Annotated in this window: 16 protein-coding genes and 1 tRNA gene; 8 read left to right on the forward strand and 9 right to left on the reverse strand. The window is 66.8% G+C overall.

Annotated elements, in window-relative coordinates; genetic code table 11:
• Positions 1–2: 2 nt before the first annotated feature.
• Positions 3–78: transfer RNA gene (locus B5X78_RS15765), tRNA-Ala, on the reverse strand.
• A gap of 39 nt (positions 79–117) precedes the next feature.
• A complete protein-coding gene (rnd, locus tag B5X78_RS15770) occupies positions 118–1,218 on the reverse strand; it encodes a ribonuclease D (protein WP_079725547.1) in 1,101 nt (366 codons plus the stop codon).
• An 87-nt stretch (positions 1,219–1,305) separates the two neighbouring features.
• Here rnd and B5X78_RS15775 point away from each other — a divergent pair, with 87 nt between their 5' ends.
• From B5X78_RS15775 to B5X78_RS15785, 3 genes are read left to right on the forward strand one after another with little or no spacing between them, the layout of a single operon-like run.
• A complete protein-coding gene (locus tag B5X78_RS15775) occupies positions 1,306–3,141 on the forward strand; it encodes a formylglycine-generating enzyme family protein (protein WP_425478739.1) in 1,836 nt (611 codons plus the stop codon).
• A 43-nt stretch (positions 3,142–3,184) separates the two neighbouring features.
• Positions 3,185–4,105, forward strand: a complete 921-nt coding sequence (locus B5X78_RS15780) for a M48 family metallopeptidase (protein WP_079725548.1) — start codon at positions 3,185–3,187, stop codon at positions 4,103–4,105.
• Positions 4,102–4,629: an SRPBCC family protein gene (locus B5X78_RS15785; RefSeq protein WP_079725550.1), complete on the forward strand. Its 528-nt coding sequence runs from the start codon at positions 4,102–4,104 to the stop codon at positions 4,627–4,629. Before B5X78_RS15780 ends, B5X78_RS15785 begins: the two co-directional genes overlap by 4 nt.
• Before the next feature lie 9 nt (positions 4,630–4,638).
• Here the strand turns inward: B5X78_RS15785 and B5X78_RS18665 are convergent, their stop codons facing one another.
• From B5X78_RS18665 to gluQRS, 5 genes are all read right to left on the reverse strand, one after another.
• Entirely contained in the window at positions 4,639–4,809 is a 171-nt protein-coding gene (locus tag B5X78_RS18665) for a hypothetical protein (protein WP_176140888.1), read from the reverse strand.
• Between the two features lie 47 nt (positions 4,810–4,856).
• Complete coding sequence (gene phbB / locus B5X78_RS15790) at positions 4,857–5,597, reverse strand: acetoacetyl-CoA reductase (RefSeq protein WP_079725551.1); 741 nt, start codon at positions 5,595–5,597, stop codon at positions 4,857–4,859.
• Positions 5,598–5,671: 74 nt separating this feature from the next.
• Positions 5,672–6,202, reverse strand: coding sequence for a polyhydroxyalkanoate synthesis repressor PhaR (phaR, locus tag B5X78_RS15795; protein WP_079725553.1), 531 nt, complete (start codon positions 6,200–6,202; stop codon positions 5,672–5,674).
• A 96-nt stretch (positions 6,203–6,298) separates the two neighbouring features.
• Positions 6,299–7,039, reverse strand: a complete 741-nt coding sequence (phbB, locus tag B5X78_RS15800) for an acetoacetyl-CoA reductase (protein ID WP_079725554.1) — start codon at positions 7,037–7,039, stop codon at positions 6,299–6,301.
• Between the two features lie 61 nt (positions 7,040–7,100).
• Positions 7,101–8,012, reverse strand: coding sequence for a tRNA glutamyl-Q(34) synthetase GluQRS (gene gluQRS / locus B5X78_RS15805; RefSeq protein WP_079725556.1), 912 nt, complete (start codon positions 8,010–8,012; stop codon positions 7,101–7,103).
• A gap of 120 nt (positions 8,013–8,132) precedes the next feature.
• On the opposite strand from gluQRS, the gene htpX reads away from it, so the two are divergent.
• Complete coding sequence (gene htpX, locus B5X78_RS15810; protein ID WP_079726231.1) at positions 8,133–9,017, forward strand: protease HtpX; 885 nt, start codon at positions 8,133–8,135, stop codon at positions 9,015–9,017.
• Between the two features lie 25 nt (positions 9,018–9,042).
• Here htpX and B5X78_RS15815 read toward each other — a convergent pair whose 3' ends face one another.
• Positions 9,043–11,115: a GGDEF/EAL domain-containing response regulator gene (locus tag B5X78_RS15815; protein WP_079725557.1), complete on the reverse strand. Its 2,073-nt coding sequence runs from the start codon at positions 11,113–11,115 to the stop codon at positions 9,043–9,045.
• A gap of 132 nt (positions 11,116–11,247) precedes the next feature.
• Positions 11,248–12,315 carry an EF-P beta-lysylation protein EpmB gene (gene epmB / locus B5X78_RS15820; protein ID WP_079725559.1) on the reverse strand — a complete coding sequence of 356 codons (1,068 nt, stop codon included), beginning with the start codon at positions 12,313–12,315 and terminating at the stop codon, positions 11,248–11,250.
• Between the two features lie 104 nt (positions 12,316–12,419).
• Here epmB and efp point away from each other — a divergent pair, with 104 nt between their 5' ends.
• The 4 genes from efp (at position 12,420) to B5X78_RS15840 (ending at position 15,915) form a co-directional block, all read left to right on the forward strand.
• Positions 12,420–12,986 carry an elongation factor P gene (gene efp, locus B5X78_RS15825; RefSeq protein ID WP_079725560.1) on the forward strand — a complete coding sequence of 189 codons (567 nt, stop codon included), beginning with the start codon at positions 12,420–12,422 and terminating at the stop codon, positions 12,984–12,986.
• Positions 12,987–13,113: 127 nt separating this feature from the next.
• A complete protein-coding gene (locus B5X78_RS15830; protein WP_079725562.1) occupies positions 13,114–14,454 on the forward strand; it encodes a TRZ/ATZ family hydrolase in 1,341 nt (446 codons plus the stop codon).
• A gap of 58 nt (positions 14,455–14,512) precedes the next feature.
• On the forward strand, positions 14,513–15,229 hold the full coding sequence (gene ubiG, locus B5X78_RS15835; RefSeq protein ID WP_079725564.1) for a bifunctional 2-polyprenyl-6-hydroxyphenol methylase/3-demethylubiquinol 3-O-methyltransferase UbiG: 717 nt from the start codon (positions 14,513–14,515) through the stop codon (positions 15,227–15,229).
• Positions 15,226–15,915 (forward strand): phosphoglycolate phosphatase, encoded by a 690-nt coding sequence (locus B5X78_RS15840; RefSeq protein WP_079725565.1) that lies wholly within the window; start codon positions 15,226–15,228, stop codon positions 15,913–15,915. Before ubiG ends, B5X78_RS15840 begins: the two co-directional genes overlap by 4 nt.
• The last annotated feature ends 2 nt before the right edge of the window (positions 15,916–15,917 follow it).

Here is a 15,917-nt window from a genome sequence, read left to right on the forward strand (position 1 = left end):
AGTGGTGGAGAGGATGGGGATCGAACCCACGACCTCGTCATTGCGAACGACGCGCTCTCCCAGCTGAGCTACCCCCCCACGAGGGTGACCTAGTTTAGCGCCGGTGCTCCGGTGGCGCTAGTCCGCGCCCACCAGCAGCGGCGCGAGGCTGGATTCCAGTGCATTACGCCGCCAGCCGGCCAGTCCGGCGGGCCAGCCACCGGGTGCGTCGCGCTGGAATTCCAGCAAGGCTTCCAGCGCCCGGCGCGAGGCCAGCACGCCTTCCGGCAGGCCGAGTTCACGCGTGCGCACGGCCACGGCGTCCTGCAGTTTTTTCAGCTGGCTCTTGTCGCGATCGGTGGCGCTGCGCGCCAGCGGCGCCTGGTCTTCGTCTTCAAGCGGGGTGTCCAGTGCGGTCCACAAGGCATCGGCCAGTTTGCGCGGCGACTTGGGCTGGCCGTCCAGCCAGCGCAGCAGGGCGGCGCGATCCAGCGGCGGAGTGCGCGCCAGCGCCACCGCCATCTCGTTGTCGAGGATCCAGCTGCGCGGCCGGTCGCTGCGACGCGCCTGCGTTTCGCGCCAGCGCAGCAGGCGCAACAAGCGGCGTTGCGCCGGTGGTTCCAGGAACTGTGCGCTGCGCAAGGCCAGATGAGGCCAGCGCTCGCCTTCGTCCTGCTGCGAGTTTTCGATCAGGCGCTGGCTGTCTTCGTGCAGCCAGGCCAGGCGATCACCGGCCTGCAAGCGCGCGCTCAGATCATCGTGGAGTACGAACAAATACTGCACATCGTCGGCCGCGTAGGTCAGTTGCGAATCACTGAGCGGGCGGCGTAGCCAGTCCGAGCGGGTCTCACCCTTGGGCAGGGTGACGCCGGTGATCTGTTCCACCAGCTTCTGATAGCCCATTCCGGCGCCCACCCCGGCCAGCGCGGCGGCAATCTGGGTGTCGAACAACGGTTGCGGCGCCACGCCACAGGCATATTTCAGCGCCACCACATCCTCGCTGGCGCTGTGCATGACCTTGAGGATGTCCGGATCGCCCAACAACCCGGCCAGCGCCCGGGTCATGCCGGGGCGTAGCGGATCCACCAGCAGGATCTCGTCACCGATCGCCAGTTGCACCAGCGCCAGTTGCGGCCAGAACGTGCGCTCGCGGACAAATTCGGTGTCCAGGCCGACCCGCGCGGGCTTGCGCGTGAGGAAGGAGGCCAGGGCGTCGGGCGTTTCAATCCAATGGGGCACGAAATCTCCGCTGAATGCATCGGTTGCCTGTGGGGGAGACAATAGCCTAACGTCGCTCGCGGCATACCGCGACCTCGGGAGTAAGGATTGCGTCCAATCGGCTTGCTGCTGCTGACTGCATTGGCACTTTGCGCCTGCTCGCGCGAGCAGGCGGCATCGCGTGATGCGCGTGGCGAGGCCGCCGAAGTACGGATGCCGCAGATTACCGTCACCGGCGATGACAGCATCAATGCGGCACTGAACTGGCAGCCGCCGGCGGTGACGCTCAGCGCCGAACAACTGCCCGAGGCGCGCAAGCGTGCCGCCCAGGCGCTGCAGGAAGAGCGGCTGTACGCCGGCGCCGATGACGCCATCCCCTTGTTCCTGGCCATACGCCGGCTGGCGCCGGAGGATGCCGGCGCCCGCGCCGGACTGGACCGTGCACTGGACAGCCTGCTGCGACAGGGCGAGCGCGCCCTCAAGCGCGCCGAGGATCGCGATGACGCCGCGCGCGAGGCCGCGCAGATCGCCGCCGTGGCGCGCGCCATCGATCCCAACGACGATGCGGTGGTGGCCTATCTGGGGCGGGTCGACGAAGTCGAACAGCTCAGTCGCCTGAACCAGGCCAGCGAACGCGCGCTCCGCGAGGGACGGCTGGGCGAGAACGGCGGCGGCGCGCTGGCCGGCTTCCGCGAAGTGCTGAAATGGAAACCCGGCCAGCCGCGTGCGCGCCAGGGCGTGGCCGCCGTGGAAAGTGACTTGATACGCCGGGCCGAAGACGCTGCGCTGGCCGGCGATTTCGATACCGCCCAGATCTGGTTGAACCATGCCGCGCGCGTGCGCGAACAGGCGCCCACGGTGGCTGACGCACGCCAGCGGGTGGACGGCATCCGCATTGGTCGCATCGCCGCGCTGCGCGAGAGTGGCGTGCGCGATCTGGCCTCGCCGCTGGGGCTGAAGGGGGCGCGCGAAAAACTCGCCGAAGTGTTGCGGATTGCCGAGCCCGGAGACCCGGTGGCGGCGGATTTCCGCCTGCGTATCGAACTGGCCACCCACTACGGCCTGTTCCGGCCGGGCCAGGCGTTCACCGACGCGATGACCGGCGGTGGGCGTGGACCCGAGATGATGGTGGTGCCGCACGGCGCCTTCCAGATGGGCGCGGGCGAAGACGAACTGGGCGCCGGCGATGCGGAGAAGCCGGCGCATTACGTGCGCTTTGACCGCGGCTTCGCGATGTCGCGCACACCGGTGACGGTGGGCCAGTACCGCCGCTTCGTGCAGGCCACCGGCTATCGGCCGCGTGCGACCCGGCGCGGTCATTCCATCGTCTACGACGAGCGCAGCGGCAACTTCGTGCGCCGCAGCGGGGTGGACTGGCAGTCCGACTACAGCGGCGCGCCCGCGCGCGCCGACATGCCGGTGCTGCACGTGAGCGTCTACGACGCCGAAGCCTATGCCGAGTGGCTGGCCCAGCAGACCGGCCACGGCTATCGCCTGCCCAGCGAAGCCGAGTTCGAGTACAGCGTGCGTGCCGGTACGCAGGGTCGCTATCCCTGGGGCAATGGCCAGCCGCCGGACGATTTCGGCAACCTCACCGGCGGCAATGATGTCTCGCCCAGCGGACGCCACTGGAACAACGCCTTTGTCGGCTACGGCGACGGTTACTGGGGCGCGGCGCCAGTGGCCAACTTCCGCGCCAATCGCTGGGGTCTTCACGACCTCGGTGGCAATGTCAGCGAATGGGTGGCCGATTGCTGGCACGCCTCGTACCGGCGGGCGCCGGCCGATGGTGCGGCCTGGTTCAATCCGGGCTGCCGCGCACGGGTGGTGCGAGGCGCCTCCTGGGCCAGCGCGCCGGTGCAGGCGCGGGCGGCATGGCGCTCGTCCTCGGATTCGGATATGACTAATGCGCGCGTGGGTTTCCGGGTGGTACGTGGTATCTAGCGCGGCCCGACCGCGTCCTTCGACAGCAGGCAAGGAGTAGGCGATGCGCAACGATCCCTTCGGCCAGGGCAATTACCAGCAAGGCGGCACGCGTCGACGCGGCGGTGGTTTCAACCTGCGCTGGATCATCCTGCTGGGATTCGCCGGCTATGCGGCGTTCTACTGGTTTTCCAATCGCGTCGTGGATCCCTACAGCGGTGAAAAGGTGTTGATCGACAACTCGATCAGCGTCGAGGAAGAAAAGGCCATGGGCCTGCAGGCGTATCAGGAAATCCTGCAGCAGGAACGTCCGGTGGATCCCAACACGCCGTTCGCGCGCGACGTGCGTGAGATCGCCCGTCGCCTGGTCAGCAAGATTCCGCAGGTGGAAGCCGCCATCGCGCAGGAACGCGGCACCCAGCCCACCGGCAACTGGAAGACCTTCGAGTGGGAGGTCAACGTGATCCAGTCCGACCAGGCCAATGCCTTCTGCCTGCCCGGCGGCAAGATGGCCGTCTACACCGGCCTGCAACCGGTCGCGCAGAATGCCGACGCGATGGCGGTGGTGATGGGCCACGAAATCGCCCACGCCTTGCTGCGCCACGGCGCGCAGCGCATGTCGCAGCAGAAGCTCACCCAGATCGGGCAGATGGCGGGGGCCATGAGCGGCATGGATCCGCAGCAACAGCAGATGGTGATGGCGGCGATGGGCTACGGCTACCTGTTGCCCTATGCGCGCAGCCACGAAACCCAGGCCGACGAAGTGGGCCTGATGCTGGCGGCCGCGGCCTGCTTTGATCCGCAGGAGGCGGTGCCGCTGTGGGAACGCATGAGCCAGGCCAGCGGCGGTGAAGCGCCGCCGGAGTTTTCCTCCACCCATCCCAATCCCGGCACGCGCATCCAGAACCTGACCGCGCTGATGCCCAAGGCGATGGAATATCGCCAGCGCTTCTGCCAGGCGGGCAGCGCCGGGGCCGGGCAGTGAAAGCGCGCCTGTCCGGCGTGCTGCTGGGCGTGCTGTTGATCAGCCCCGGCGTGCACGCCGAAATCAAGGATCAAGCCGCCAACGGATTCACTGTGGAGAACTCGCAGTGGGTGCCGGTGGCGCCCGCACAAGCCTGGCGCGGTCTGGTCCAGGACGTCGGCCAATGGTGGCCGGCGGATCACACCTGGTGGGGCGATGCTTCGAAGTTGCACATCGATGCGCGCGCCGGTGGTTGCTTCTGCGAAATCGACGGGGACCGACAGGCGTGGCATATGAGCGTGGTCTTCGTCGAGCCGGACCAACTGCTGCGCATGAGCGGTGGCCTGGGCCCGTTGCAGGGCATGGGCCTGAGTGGTGCGCTCGAGTGGCGGCTGGTCGAGGAGAACCAGGGCACGCGCATCACCCTGTGGTACCGGGCGGGTGGCTACACGCCGGATGACCTGCGCGCGTTTGCCACGGTGGTGGACAAGGTCCAGGCCCAACAACTGGCGGGCCTGGCCGAGCATCTGCGCAAATCGCGCTGAGCCACCGCCTTACAGGCGGGCGAACACCGTGGCCGCCACCAGCAGCACGAAACCGGACACCACCAGCCAGAACGCATGCGCGGCCAGCACCGGCACATAGCCCAGGCGCGCGGCGATGCCGGCGCCGCCCAGCAGCAGGGCGATCAGCCAGACGCCAAAGGTGGGAGGGGTCAGTTTCATTCAAAGTCCTGTGATGTCGAAAGGCGAGGCATCAGCATAGCCGCCGATCAGAAACTCATGAAGAGCCCGCCATTGACCGGCAGGTTGGCGCCCGTGATGTAACCGGTGGCGTCGTCGGTCAGGAAGGCCACCGCGCGGGCGATGTCTTCCGGCGCACCGATGCGGCCGACCGGGACTGAAGCCACCGTGCGTTCGCGCACCTCGGGCGGCATCGCGCGTGTCATCGGCGTTTCGATGTAACCCGGCGAGACGCTGTTGACGGTGATGCCCTTGGCCGCCACTTCGCGCGCCAGCGCCATGGTGAAGCCGTGCAGGCCGGCCTTGGCGGCGGCATAGTTGGTCTGGCCGAAGTTGCCGGTCTGCCCGCTGATTGAACTGATGTTGACCACGCGGCCAAAGCCGCGCGCCTGCATGCCGTCGATGGCGTGGCGGCACAGGTGGAAGGCGCTGCCCAGGTTGACGTCCAGCACCGCCTCCCATTGCGCCGGATCCATCTTGCGCAGGGTGGCATCGCGGGTGATGCCGGCGTTGTTGACCAGGATGTCGAGCGAACCGGCGTCGGCCTGCAGCGTGCGCACCAGTTCGCCGCAGGCCTGGTGATCGGCCACGTCCAGTTCGGCGACCTGGATGTCCAAGCCCGCGGTGGCCTGCTGGAACAGCGCCAGGCGCTCAGGCGTTACCGCCACATCGGCCGCGACCACGCTGCGCCCGGCCTGGGCCAACGCGATGCAAATCGCCGTACCCAGACCGCCCATGCCACCGGTCACCAACGCAACACGCTTGCTCATCGAAGCCTTCCCAAATATTCGTGGACATGAAAAAGCCCGCGCCAGTCGGCGCGGGCTGTCATCACTTGCAGGAATCAGCGGGCGCGGGTCTTGGGCGTTTCGCGCGGTGTCTCGCGCGGCGCTTCCCGCGGCGCATCCTTGGGCTTGACCGTGGTCGGGCGACCCAGGCCACCGCCACTGAGATTACGCTGGAATTCCTGCCAGATTTCCAGGTTGCGCTCGGTCAGCTGGTTCATCATGGTCCAGGGCGTCTGCCCCAGCAGGTTGCCCATCTGGCTGCGGAACTGCTGCTGCTGCTCCATGAAGACCTGCATGCTGCGTTCCAGATAGTTGCCCATGAAACCCTGCATCGAGTCGCCGTAAAAACGGATGATCTGGCTCAGCAACTGGGTGGACAGCACCGGGTCGCCATCCTGTTCCTGCTCGCTGATGATCTGCAGCAGGACCGTGCGGGTCAGGTCATCGCCGCTCTTGGCGTCACGGACTTCAAAGTCTTCGCCATCGACGATCAACTGGCGAACGTCTTCGATCGTGATGTAACTGGAAATTTCGGTGTCGTAGAGACGGCGGTTCGGATACTTCTTGATGATGCGGATCGCAGCCATGGAGCAAGCACTCTAACGACGTGATGCTGCGCAGCATGACGCAGCGCAGCAGCCCTTGCAACAGGGCCAATGGCAGGGTGCCCTGTTCAGGAAAACTCACCAGCCCATATGGTGGCCACCGTTGATGTCGAGGTTGGAGCCGGTGATCCAGCCGGCTTCCTCGGCGACCAGGAAGGCCACGGCATAGGCGATTTCCTCGGGGTGGCCGAGCCGGCCGGTGGGGATGTCGGCGGCAATCTTGGCGCGCACTTCCTCGGGCACGGCCATCACCATGTCGGTGGCCACATAGCCGGGCGAGACGGTATTGACGGTGATGCCGAGCTTGGCGTTTTCGCGCGCCAGCGAAATGGTGAAGCCGTGCATGCCGGCCTTGGCGGCGGCGTAGTTGGCCTGGCCGTACTGGCCCTTGAGACCGTTGATGGAACTGATCTGGATGATCCGGCCCCACTTGCGATCCCGCATGCCCTCGATTACCGGCCGGGTCATGTTGAACACCGAATTGAGGTTGGTGTTGATCACCTCGTTCCACTGCAACGCGCTCATGCGATGGAAGGTGGTGTCGCGGGTGATGCCGGCGTTGTTGATCAAGACCTCGATGGGACCGACGTCGGCTTCCACGCGGCGGACCAGCGCTTCGGCTTCCTCGGCGGAGGTGACGTCGCCGGGAAAGATCGCGATGTCGAATCCCTGCTCGCGCATCTGCTGCTGCCAGGCCCTGGCTTTGTCCTCGCTGCGGTAGTTGGTGGCGACCTGATGGCCGAGGCTGGCCAGCTTCTTGCAAATGGCGGTACCGATACCGCCGGTGCCACCAGTAACCAACGCAACGCGGGTAGTCATGAAAGTGTCTCCAGGTGGGGGGACGCGGGGCGACACGATCGATCCCGCGTTGTTTCGGATTCTAGACAGCCGTGGAGTCAGTTTTGTTGTGCAACGCAGAAACCGGCAACCGGCCTTGTTTTGGTATGCGTGCCGGGTCGAAGGCGGGCACGGCCGCGGACATCAGGGAAGCCAGCGGCGCCTGCCACGGCAAGCGCCGCGGATCCTGCCCGAGGGCCTCCCAGACCAGCCGCAGGGCGGGCTTGGGATCGGCGCCATCCACCGGTGCGGCAGCCAGCGACTTGGACAGCTTCTGGCCATCGGCGCCGATAAGCAACGGCAGATGCAGATAGCGCGGCGTGCTCCAGCCCAGCGCATGCTGCAACAGGATTTGCCGGGGCGTGGAATCGAGCAGGTCGGCGCCGCGGACAATATCGGTCATGCCCTGGTCGGCATCGTCCACCACCACGGCCAATTGGTAGGCCCACTGCCCGTCGGCGCGGCGCAGCACGACATCGCCCACCTGCGCGTGCACATCTTGCTGGTACTGACCCTGCAGACCGTCGTGGAAACCGATGACTGCGCCGGGCGCCACCCGCAATCGCCAGGCCGGATGCGCACGCTCGCGCCGGGCCACACAGGCGTGGTGGATGCCACCGGTAGCGGCCAGCTCGGTGCGGCTGCAATGGCAGGCGAAGGCCAGGTCGCGGTTCACCAGCGACTGCAGCACCTGCGCGTAACGCTCACCGCGCTGGCTCTGCCAGACCACCGGCCCATCCGGCGCCAGTCCGAACGCGGCCAGGGTATCCATCTGCTGCTGCGCCGCCCCGGCCACCGTGCGCGGGCCATCCACGTCCTCGATGCGCAGCCACCATTGGCCGCCCGCCTGCCGTGCCAGCAGCCAACTGCCGACCGCCGCCAGCAACGAGCCCAGATGCAGCGGGCCGGTGGGCGAGGGCGCAAAGCGGCCACGATAAGTGGAGGGTGGCGACATGGGAGAGCGTGCGACCATCGCGTTCAAAGCTGAATCCTCGGTCAGCTACGTGCTTGAATTCAAGCCACCTGATCCGCAGATTCGCCGGGACTCTCCTTATTCCCCCGCGTGGAGCGCACCGTGTTCAATCGTATCGCCCTGTTCCTTGCCACCAACCTGGCCGTGCTGGTGCTGGCCAGCGTCGTGATGTCGCTGCTGGGCGTGAACCCGAACCAGATGTCCGGGCTGTTGGTGATGGCGGCCATCTTTGGGTTTGGCGGCTCGCTGATTTCGTTGCTGCTGTCCAAGACCATGGCGCTGCGGGCCACCGGTGCGCACGTCATCGAACAGCCGCGCAATGACGCCGAGCAATGGCTGGTGACCACCGTGCAGCGCCAGGCGCAGGCGGCGGGCATCGGCATGCCGCAGGTGGCGATTTACGACGCGCCGGAGATCAACGCCTTTGCCACCGGCGCCAATCGCAACAATGCGTTGGTGGCCGTTTCCACCGGCCTGTTGCGGGCTATGGACCGGGACGAGGCCGAGGCCGTGCTGGGCCACGAGGTCAGCCATGTCGCCAACGGTGACATGGTCACGATGGCCTTGTTGCAGGGCGTGCTGAATACCTTCGTGATCGTGCTGGCGCGCGTGGTGGGCGGGATCATCGATGGCTATCTGTCGGGCAACCGCAGCGAGAACAGTGGGCGCGGTTTTGCGTACTACATCATCGTGATGGTGCTGGAAGTGGTGTTCGGCCTGTTCGCGACCATGATCGCGATGTGGTTCTCGCGTCGTCGCGAGTTCCGCGCCGATGCGGGTGGTGCGTCGTTGGCGGGCCGCCACAAGATGATTGCGGCGCTGGAGCGTCTGAATGCCCAGCATGCGCAGAGCACGCTGCCGGCGCAGGTGGAGGCGTTTGGTATCGCCGGTGGCGTGGGTCAGGGTTTGAAGCGCCTGTTCCTCAGCCATCCGCCGCTGGAAGTTCGCATTGCCGCTTTGCGTAATTCGCAGTCGACGGTGGTTTGAATCTGTTGGACAAATCGCTGCAGTTCTACGAGAAGTCGTAGTTCATCAACGGCCCGGGCGGCGCCAGGAAGTTGCCTTCCACGTAATCCACCATTGCCGTGAACAGGAAGCTCATCGTGCCCGCATCCTGCACGTGATCGGCAATGGTCAGGATCCCCAACGCCTGCGCACGCTCGGCGATTTCGCGGATCTTCTGCTGGCTCTCCGGCGAACGCACCAGATCCTCGGTGAAGCCGCGATCGATCTTGAGGAAGCCGGGCTGGAAATGCGCCAGCAACTGGAACGAATCCAGCCCCGCGCCGAAATGCTCCAGCCCCAGCTGGCAACCCAGCTTCGAAGCACCCGCCTGAAACGCCTGCGCCTGCCGCAGATGCGTGAACACCTTGGCTTCCGAGGTTTCCAGCCACAGGCAATCGCCCGACACGTCATGCGCCGCCAGTCCCTTGGCGATCACCTGCAGCAGGCGATCGTCGCCGAATGACGACGGGCTGACCTTCACCAGCAACCGGCTCATGTGGCCACTGCGCTTGCGCTCGGCCAGCACCTCGATGGCACGGTTGACCACCCAGCGATCGATGGCATCCAGCAACCCGTGGTCCTCGGCGATGCTCATGAACGCCGGCGGCATCACCAGCTCGCCGTTGGAATCCAGCCGCAGCAAGGCCTCGTAGACCTCGCCGGTCTCGCCCTGCAGGCTGACCACCGGCTGGAAGTGCAGCAGGAAATGATCGTTGGCCAGCGCATCCTTGAGCCGCTCGATCCAGTTCTGCACGCGCTCTTCCTCGGCGCGGTCGACGGCGCCGGGATCGAAAATCTCGCTGCGGTTGCCACCCAGGCTAGTGGCGGTCTGCAGGCTGTCGGTGGCGCGGGTCAGCACCTGGCCGACGCTGGCGATCTTCTCGCCGATCTGCACGCCGCCGATGCTGGCGGTCACCGAGGCCGAGCGTTCGCCCACGTTGAACACGTGCGAGGCGAAGGCCGCGCGCAGTTTTTCCGACAGGGCGGCGGTCTGCGCGTGGTTGCCCTTGAGCAGCACCGCGAACGTGCGCTCGCCAAAGCGGGCGGCGGTGGCCGAGCTGTCCAGCTTTTCGCTCAGGCGCTGGCCGAGGGCGGCCACCAGGGCGTCGGCCGAGTCGATGCCGATGTCCTGCAGCAGCCGCTGGTAGTGATCCGGCTCGATCAGCATCAGCGAGTAGAGTTCGCCGCGGGCGACCTGGCTGACCGCTTCTTCCAGCGCCTGCAGGAAAGTGGGGCGGTTGAGCAGGCCGGTGACCTGATCGCGCTGGCGCAGGTCTTCCACCTCGCGCGCCAGCTCGGGATCGAATTCCTCGCGACGGCGGAACACCACCTGCACGCAGGGCTCGCCCTCGTAGGTGGCGGTGGCGAATTCCAGGGTGGCCGGGAACTGATCGCCGTCCAGACTGCGCGCTTCCAGTTCAAAGCGCGGCGGCGGCGGTTCGCCCTTGCTCAGGCTCTTGAGCAGCTGCTTGAAGTCGTTGACGTACTGCGGCGCCACCAGATCCAGCAGCGACAGGCCTTCGACTTCGTCGAACGACTCGAAGCCGAGCATGTCCAGGTACGCCTCGTTGGCGCGGATGTGCATGCCTTCGTGGATGTAGGCGATGGGGTCGCGCGAGGAGGAAATCAGCGCATCGCAACGGCGTTCGGTCTCGCGCAGTTGCACATCCAGACGGCGCACCGCGCGGCGAGTCTCCAGATCGGACCATTCACCCCGCACCACCTGCAGCAGATGGTCGGGACGTCCGCGCAGGATCACCGCGCGCGCGCCCGCGGCCTGATCGGCCAGCAGTTCGCTTTCGACGATGGCGTCCGCCAGCACGATCACCGGGATGTCCTTGCCGCTGGCATCCACCGTGGACAGCACCTGCTGCAGCGCCAGGCCCTTGGCCGATCGCGAGGCGAGTACCAGGTCCATGGGCTGGGAGGCGACCATCTGCGCCAGTTCGTCGCTGTCCAGCGGCCGCAACGGGCGCACGGCGATGCCTCCGTTCCGCAGCGCGCTGACGATGCTCTCGGCGTCCTCGCCACTGTCTTCGACGATGGTCAAACGGAGGGTGGTGTCTTTGCCGACGTGCATGCAGCGCTTCCCACAGGAGAGCGGGTTTAATACACGATGGCGCAGGCAGCGTCCATGGCATCAGTCAATTAGCTGACGCAGTTCCCACGTTGGATGAGGGACGGGGCGGGCCCGGGCGAATCCCGGCCAGGGTCAAACCGGTGACGCGATGGAGGCCAGGCCGGCGCTGTCGTCGGTGTCCCACAGCGGCCGCTTGCCGCTATCCCCGGCGACTTCACGCACCAGGCGTGGCACCAGGTAGCCCGACAGGCGGGCCCGCAGCTGGGCGTGCAGATCCAGCGCCCGCACGTCGTCCACCTCGAAGTGGGCCACGCCGGCCACGCGATCCAACTGGTGCAGGTAGTAGGGCAACACGCCGGCGGCAAAGCCGCGCTCGCTGAGGGCGACCAGGCTGTCGACATCGTCGTTGACGCCGCGCAGCAGCACGGCCTGGTTGAGCAGGGTGACGCCGGCGCCACGCAAATCGGCCAGGGCCGCGTCGACGGAGGCGTCGAACTCGTTGGCGTGGTTGGCGTGGATGACCAGGGTGACCGGCCAGGGCAGGGCCGAAAGCCAACGCAGCAGGCCGGCGTCCACGCGTTCGGGCAGCACCACCGGCAGCCGGCTGTGGATGCGCAGGCGCTTGAGGTGGGGAATGCCGGCCAGGGCCTGAGTCAGCTCCTCCAGCTTGGAGGTGGCCAGGGACAGCGGATCGCCGCCGGACAGCAGGACTTCCTCGATGCTGTCGTCGGCGGCGATAGTCGCCACCGCTTCGCGCCAACCCTCGCGTGCGGCGGTCTCTTCGGCATACGGGTAGTGCCGGCGGAAGCAGTAGCGGCAATTGATCGCGCAGCTGCCGGTGGCGATCAGCAGGGCGCGGCCTCGGTACTTCTGCAGTACGCCGGTGGCCGTGCGGGCGGCGGCATCGCCGACCGCGTCCAGGGAGAAGCCGGGCGCGGGCCGCATTTCGTCGTCCAGAGGCAGGACCTGGCGCAGCAACGGGTCATGGGCGTCACCCACGCGCATGCGCGCGACAAACCCACGCGGCACCCGCAGCGGGAACTGCGCGGCCGCTTCCGGCGACAGCCGTGCGGCCAGCGATTCCAGGCCCAGCAGGGCCAGCAATTCGTGCGGATCGCGCACCGCCTGCCGCCAGGCGTCCTGCCAGCGGGGCTGGGCCAGGATGGCGGGCTGCATCGGGCGGGGGGCTGCGGTTATCATGGGCGGGTCTGCAAAAACGAAAGCCCGCCATGCATGGCGGGTTCCCCATTCTATCCGGCCGGCCGCCTTTCGCGGCGGGCCTGCCTTACCCCAAGGAGTGCCCCATGGCCAGTTACGGCATGAACGACGTCAAGAACGGGATGAAGATCCTGGTGAACAACGAGCCGTCCATCATCAGCGATACCGAATACGTCAAGCCGGGCAAGGGCCAGGCCTTCACCCGCGTGAAGTACCGCCAGATCCGCACCGGTCGCGTGCAGGAAATCACCATGAAGAGCACCGACTCGGTCGAGGCCGCCGACGTGGTGGATACCGACATGCAGTACCTGTATTCGGATGGCGAGTACTGGCACTTCATGCAGCAGGAAACCTTCGAGCAGGTGCAGGCCGACAAGGCCGGCATGGCCGGCGCCGAGAAGTGGCTGAAGGGTGAGGAAGACTGCGTGGTCACCCTCTACAACGGCACGCCGATCCAGGTGACCCCGCCGAACTTCGTCGAGCTCAAGATCGTCGAGACCGACCCGGGCGTGCGCGGCGACACCTCCGGCGGCGGCGGCAAGCCGGCCACGCTGGAAACCGGCGCGGTGGTGCGCGTGCCGCTGTTCGTCAACCAGGACGAAATCGTCAAGGTCGACACCCGCTCGGGCGAGTACGTCAGCCGCGTCAAGTAATTGGTGAAGGCGCGTCCCGGCGTGGATGCGCTTGCCGAAGCGCCATGTGCGGCTTGCGCCGCTCCTACCGGGGATGCCGGCATACGGCCCGGATTCACCGGGCCGTTGCTGTTTTCAAGGAAACCGAATGAGCCACGACGTTCTTCCCGAAACTTGCGACCTGCTGATTGAAGCCGGCTTCGTCATTCCGGTGGTCCCGCACGCGGTGGTGCTGGAAGATCACGCCGTGGCCGTGCGTGGCAGCGAGATCGTGGCGATTCTGCCCATCGCCGAAGCTCGCCAGCGCTACGCCGCCGCACAGACCATTTCGCGGCCCGAGGCGGCGTTGCTGCCGGGCATGGTCAACGCGCACACACACAACCCGATGACCCTGCTGCGTGGCGTGGCCGATGACCTGCCGCTGATGGAATGGCTGCAGAACCATATCTGGCCAGTGGAGGCGGCGGTGATCGGGCCGGAGTTTGTCGCCGACGGCATGGCGCTGGCGATTGCCGAGATGATTCGTGGTGGCACCACCTGCGCCAACGAAAACTACTTTTTCCCCGACGTGCAGGCCGCGGTCTACAAGCGCCATGGTTTCCGCGCGCGGGTGGGCCTGCCGGTGATCGATTTCCCCACCGCCTGGGCCAAGACTTCGGACGAATACTTTGATCGCGCCGGTGAAGTGCATGACCAATGGCGTGGCGACGCGCTGATTGGAACCACCTTTGCGCCGCACGCGCCGTACACGGTCAATGACGCCAATTTCGAGCGCGTACGCATGCTCTCGGATCAACTCGACGTGCCGGTGCACCTGCACACCCACGAGACCGCGCAGGAAATCGCCGATTCACTGCAGCAGCACGGTCAGCGGCCGCTGGCGCGGTTGGATCGTCTGGGCCTGGTCAACGATCGGCTGATCGCCGTGCACATGACCCAGCTCACCGAGGCCGAGATTCATCTGTGCGCCGAGCGTGGCGTGTCGGTGGTGCATTGTCCGGAATCCAACCTCAAGCTGGCCTCCGGCTTCTGCCCGGCCTGCGCCTTGCAGCGCGCCGGGGTCAACCTGGCGATCGGCACCGACGGCTGCGCCAGCAACAACGACCTGGACATGTTCAGCGAAACCCGCACCGCCGCGCAGCTGGCCAAGGCGGTGGCCAACGACGCCACCGCGCTCGACGCGGCCAGCGCGCTGCACGCGGCCACGCTGGGCGGCGCGCGCGCGCTGGGTTTTGGCGATCTGATTGGTTCCATCGAAGCCGGCAAGCAGGCCGACCTGATCTGCGTGGATCTGGGCGCGCTGGAAACCCAGCCGCTGCATCACGTGGTCTCGCAGCTGATCTACGCCACCGGCCGCCACCAGGTCAGCGATGTCTGGATTGCCGGCAAGGCACGCATGCAACAGCGCGTGCTGGTGGATATCGACACCGCCGCGTTGATCGCCAACGCGCGCCAATGGCGCGAACGCATCCGCACGCTGCACGGCTGACCTTGCTGTAGCGAACCGTATTGCTTGCGCTGGCCCGGCCAGCGCGGAGAATGAGCGCATGAACGAATCTACCGCGGCATCCGAGAATTTCAGCCAGGCCGAACTGGACAAGTTCGGCGCCCTGGCCAATCGCTGGTGGGACGAGCAGGGACCGCAGAAGGCGCTGCATGCGCTCAATCCGGTGCGGCTGGAGTACGTGCGCCAGCGCGTCTCCCTCACTGGCGCGCGCGTACTGGACGTGGGCTGCGGTGGTGGCCTGTTGAGTGAGGCACTGGCGCGTGCTGGCGCGCAGGTGACGGCCATCGACCTGGCGCCGGAGCTGATCAAGGTGGCGCGCCTGCACCGCTTGGAATCGGGCGTGCAGGTCGACTACCAACTACGTCCGGTGGAATCACTGGCCGAAGAAATGCCCGGCCAGTTCGACGCCGTGACCTGCATGGAAATGCTCGAGCATGTGCCGGATCCAGCGGCAATCATTGCCGCCTGCGCGCAGCTGCTCAAGCCGGGCGGCCGCCTGTTCCTGTCCACCTTGAACCGCACGCCGGCCGCGTTTGCGCTGGCGATTGTCGGCGCCGAGTACATCGCCCGCCTGCTGCCCACCGGCACCCATCACTACCAGGATTTCATCAAGCCGGCTGAACTGGCCGCCTGGCTGCGCGCCGCCGGTTTGCAGTTGGAGGATGTCAGCGGCCTGGCGTACGAGCCCTGGCGCGAACGCGCGCGCTTGAGTTCGCGCACCGACGTCAACTACCTGGCCTGTGCGGTGAAGGCGTGAGCGCTGCCGCCTCGGCGCGCTTCCCGCGCGCGGTGTTGTTCGATCTGGATGGCACGCTGCTCGACAGCGCGCCTGACTTTGTCGCCTGCGTCAATCGCATGCGCGCCGCGCGCGAACTGGCGCCGATCAGCCTGGAGCAACTTCGCCCACAAGTGTCCAAGGGCTCGCGGGCGATGCTGTCGGTGGCCTTTCCCGAATGGGCGCCGGCTGATCGCGAAGCGCTGGTGCCGGAGTTCCTCGACTTGTATCTGCAGGAACTGGGCCGGCATAGCCAGTTGTTCGACGGCGTGGACCAGATGCTGGCGGCGCTGGAAGCCGACGGTGCGGTCTGGGGCATCGTCACCAACAAGCCCGAGTACCTGGCGCGCGAGATCCTGCCGCAGCTGGGGTGGCAGGAGCGCTGCGCGGTGCTGATCGGCGGCGACACCCTGGCCGAGAAGAAGCCGCATCCCTTGCCCTTGCTGGTGGCCGCCGAGCGGATCGGTTTCGATCCCGGCGCCTGCGTGTATGTCGGCGATGACGAGCGCGACATCGTCGCCGCCCGTGCGGCCGGCATGCCCTCGGTGGCCGCGCTGTGGGGCTACCGTTTGCACGATGACAATCCCGCCAGCTGGCAGGCCGAGGTCATGCTCGACAGCGCGGACGCCCTGTGCCAGGCCGAAGCCTGGCCCGCCACGGCGATCTAGAC

The organism is Pseudoxanthomonas indica (genome assembly GCF_900167565.1).
Taxonomy (GTDB): Bacteria; Pseudomonadota; Gammaproteobacteria; order Xanthomonadales; family Xanthomonadaceae; genus Pseudoxanthomonas_A; species Pseudoxanthomonas_A indica.

What these genes read in the sequence shown, in the direction of transcription:
- ubiG (WP_079725564.1), top strand. Translation starts at nt 14,513, where the DNA reads ATGAACGAATCTACCGCGGCATCCGAGAATTTCAGCCAGGCCGAACTG.
- B5X78_RS18665 (WP_176140888.1), bottom strand. Translation starts at nt 4,809, where the DNA reads ATGAAACTGACCCCTCCCACCTTTGGCGTCTGGCTGATCGCCCTGCTG.
- phaR (WP_079725553.1), bottom strand. Translation starts at nt 6,202, where the DNA reads ATGGCTGCGATCCGCATCATCAAGAAGTATCCGAACCGCCGTCTCTAC.
- phbB (WP_079725554.1), bottom strand. Translation starts at nt 7,039, where the DNA reads ATGACTACCCGCGTTGCGTTGGTTACTGGTGGCACCGGCGGTATCGGT.
- epmB (WP_079725559.1), bottom strand. Translation starts at nt 12,315, where the DNA reads ATGATAACCGCAGCCCCCCGCCCGATGCAGCCCGCCATCCTGGCCCAG.
- gluQRS (WP_079725556.1), bottom strand. Translation starts at nt 8,012, where the DNA reads ATGTCGCCACCCTCCACTTATCGTGGCCGCTTTGCGCCCTCGCCCACC.
- phbB (WP_079725551.1), bottom strand. Translation starts at nt 5,597, where the DNA reads ATGAGCAAGCGTGTTGCGTTGGTGACCGGTGGCATGGGCGGTCTGGGT.
- B5X78_RS15830 (WP_079725562.1), top strand. Translation starts at nt 13,114, where the DNA reads ATGAGCCACGACGTTCTTCCCGAAACTTGCGACCTGCTGATTGAAGCC.
- efp (WP_079725560.1), top strand. Translation starts at nt 12,420, where the DNA reads ATGGCCAGTTACGGCATGAACGACGTCAAGAACGGGATGAAGATCCTG.
- B5X78_RS15780 (WP_079725548.1), top strand. Translation starts at nt 3,185, where the DNA reads ATGCGCAACGATCCCTTCGGCCAGGGCAATTACCAGCAAGGCGGCACG.
- B5X78_RS15815 (WP_079725557.1), bottom strand. Translation starts at nt 11,115, where the DNA reads ATGCACGTCGGCAAAGACACCACCCTCCGTTTGACCATCGTCGAAGAC.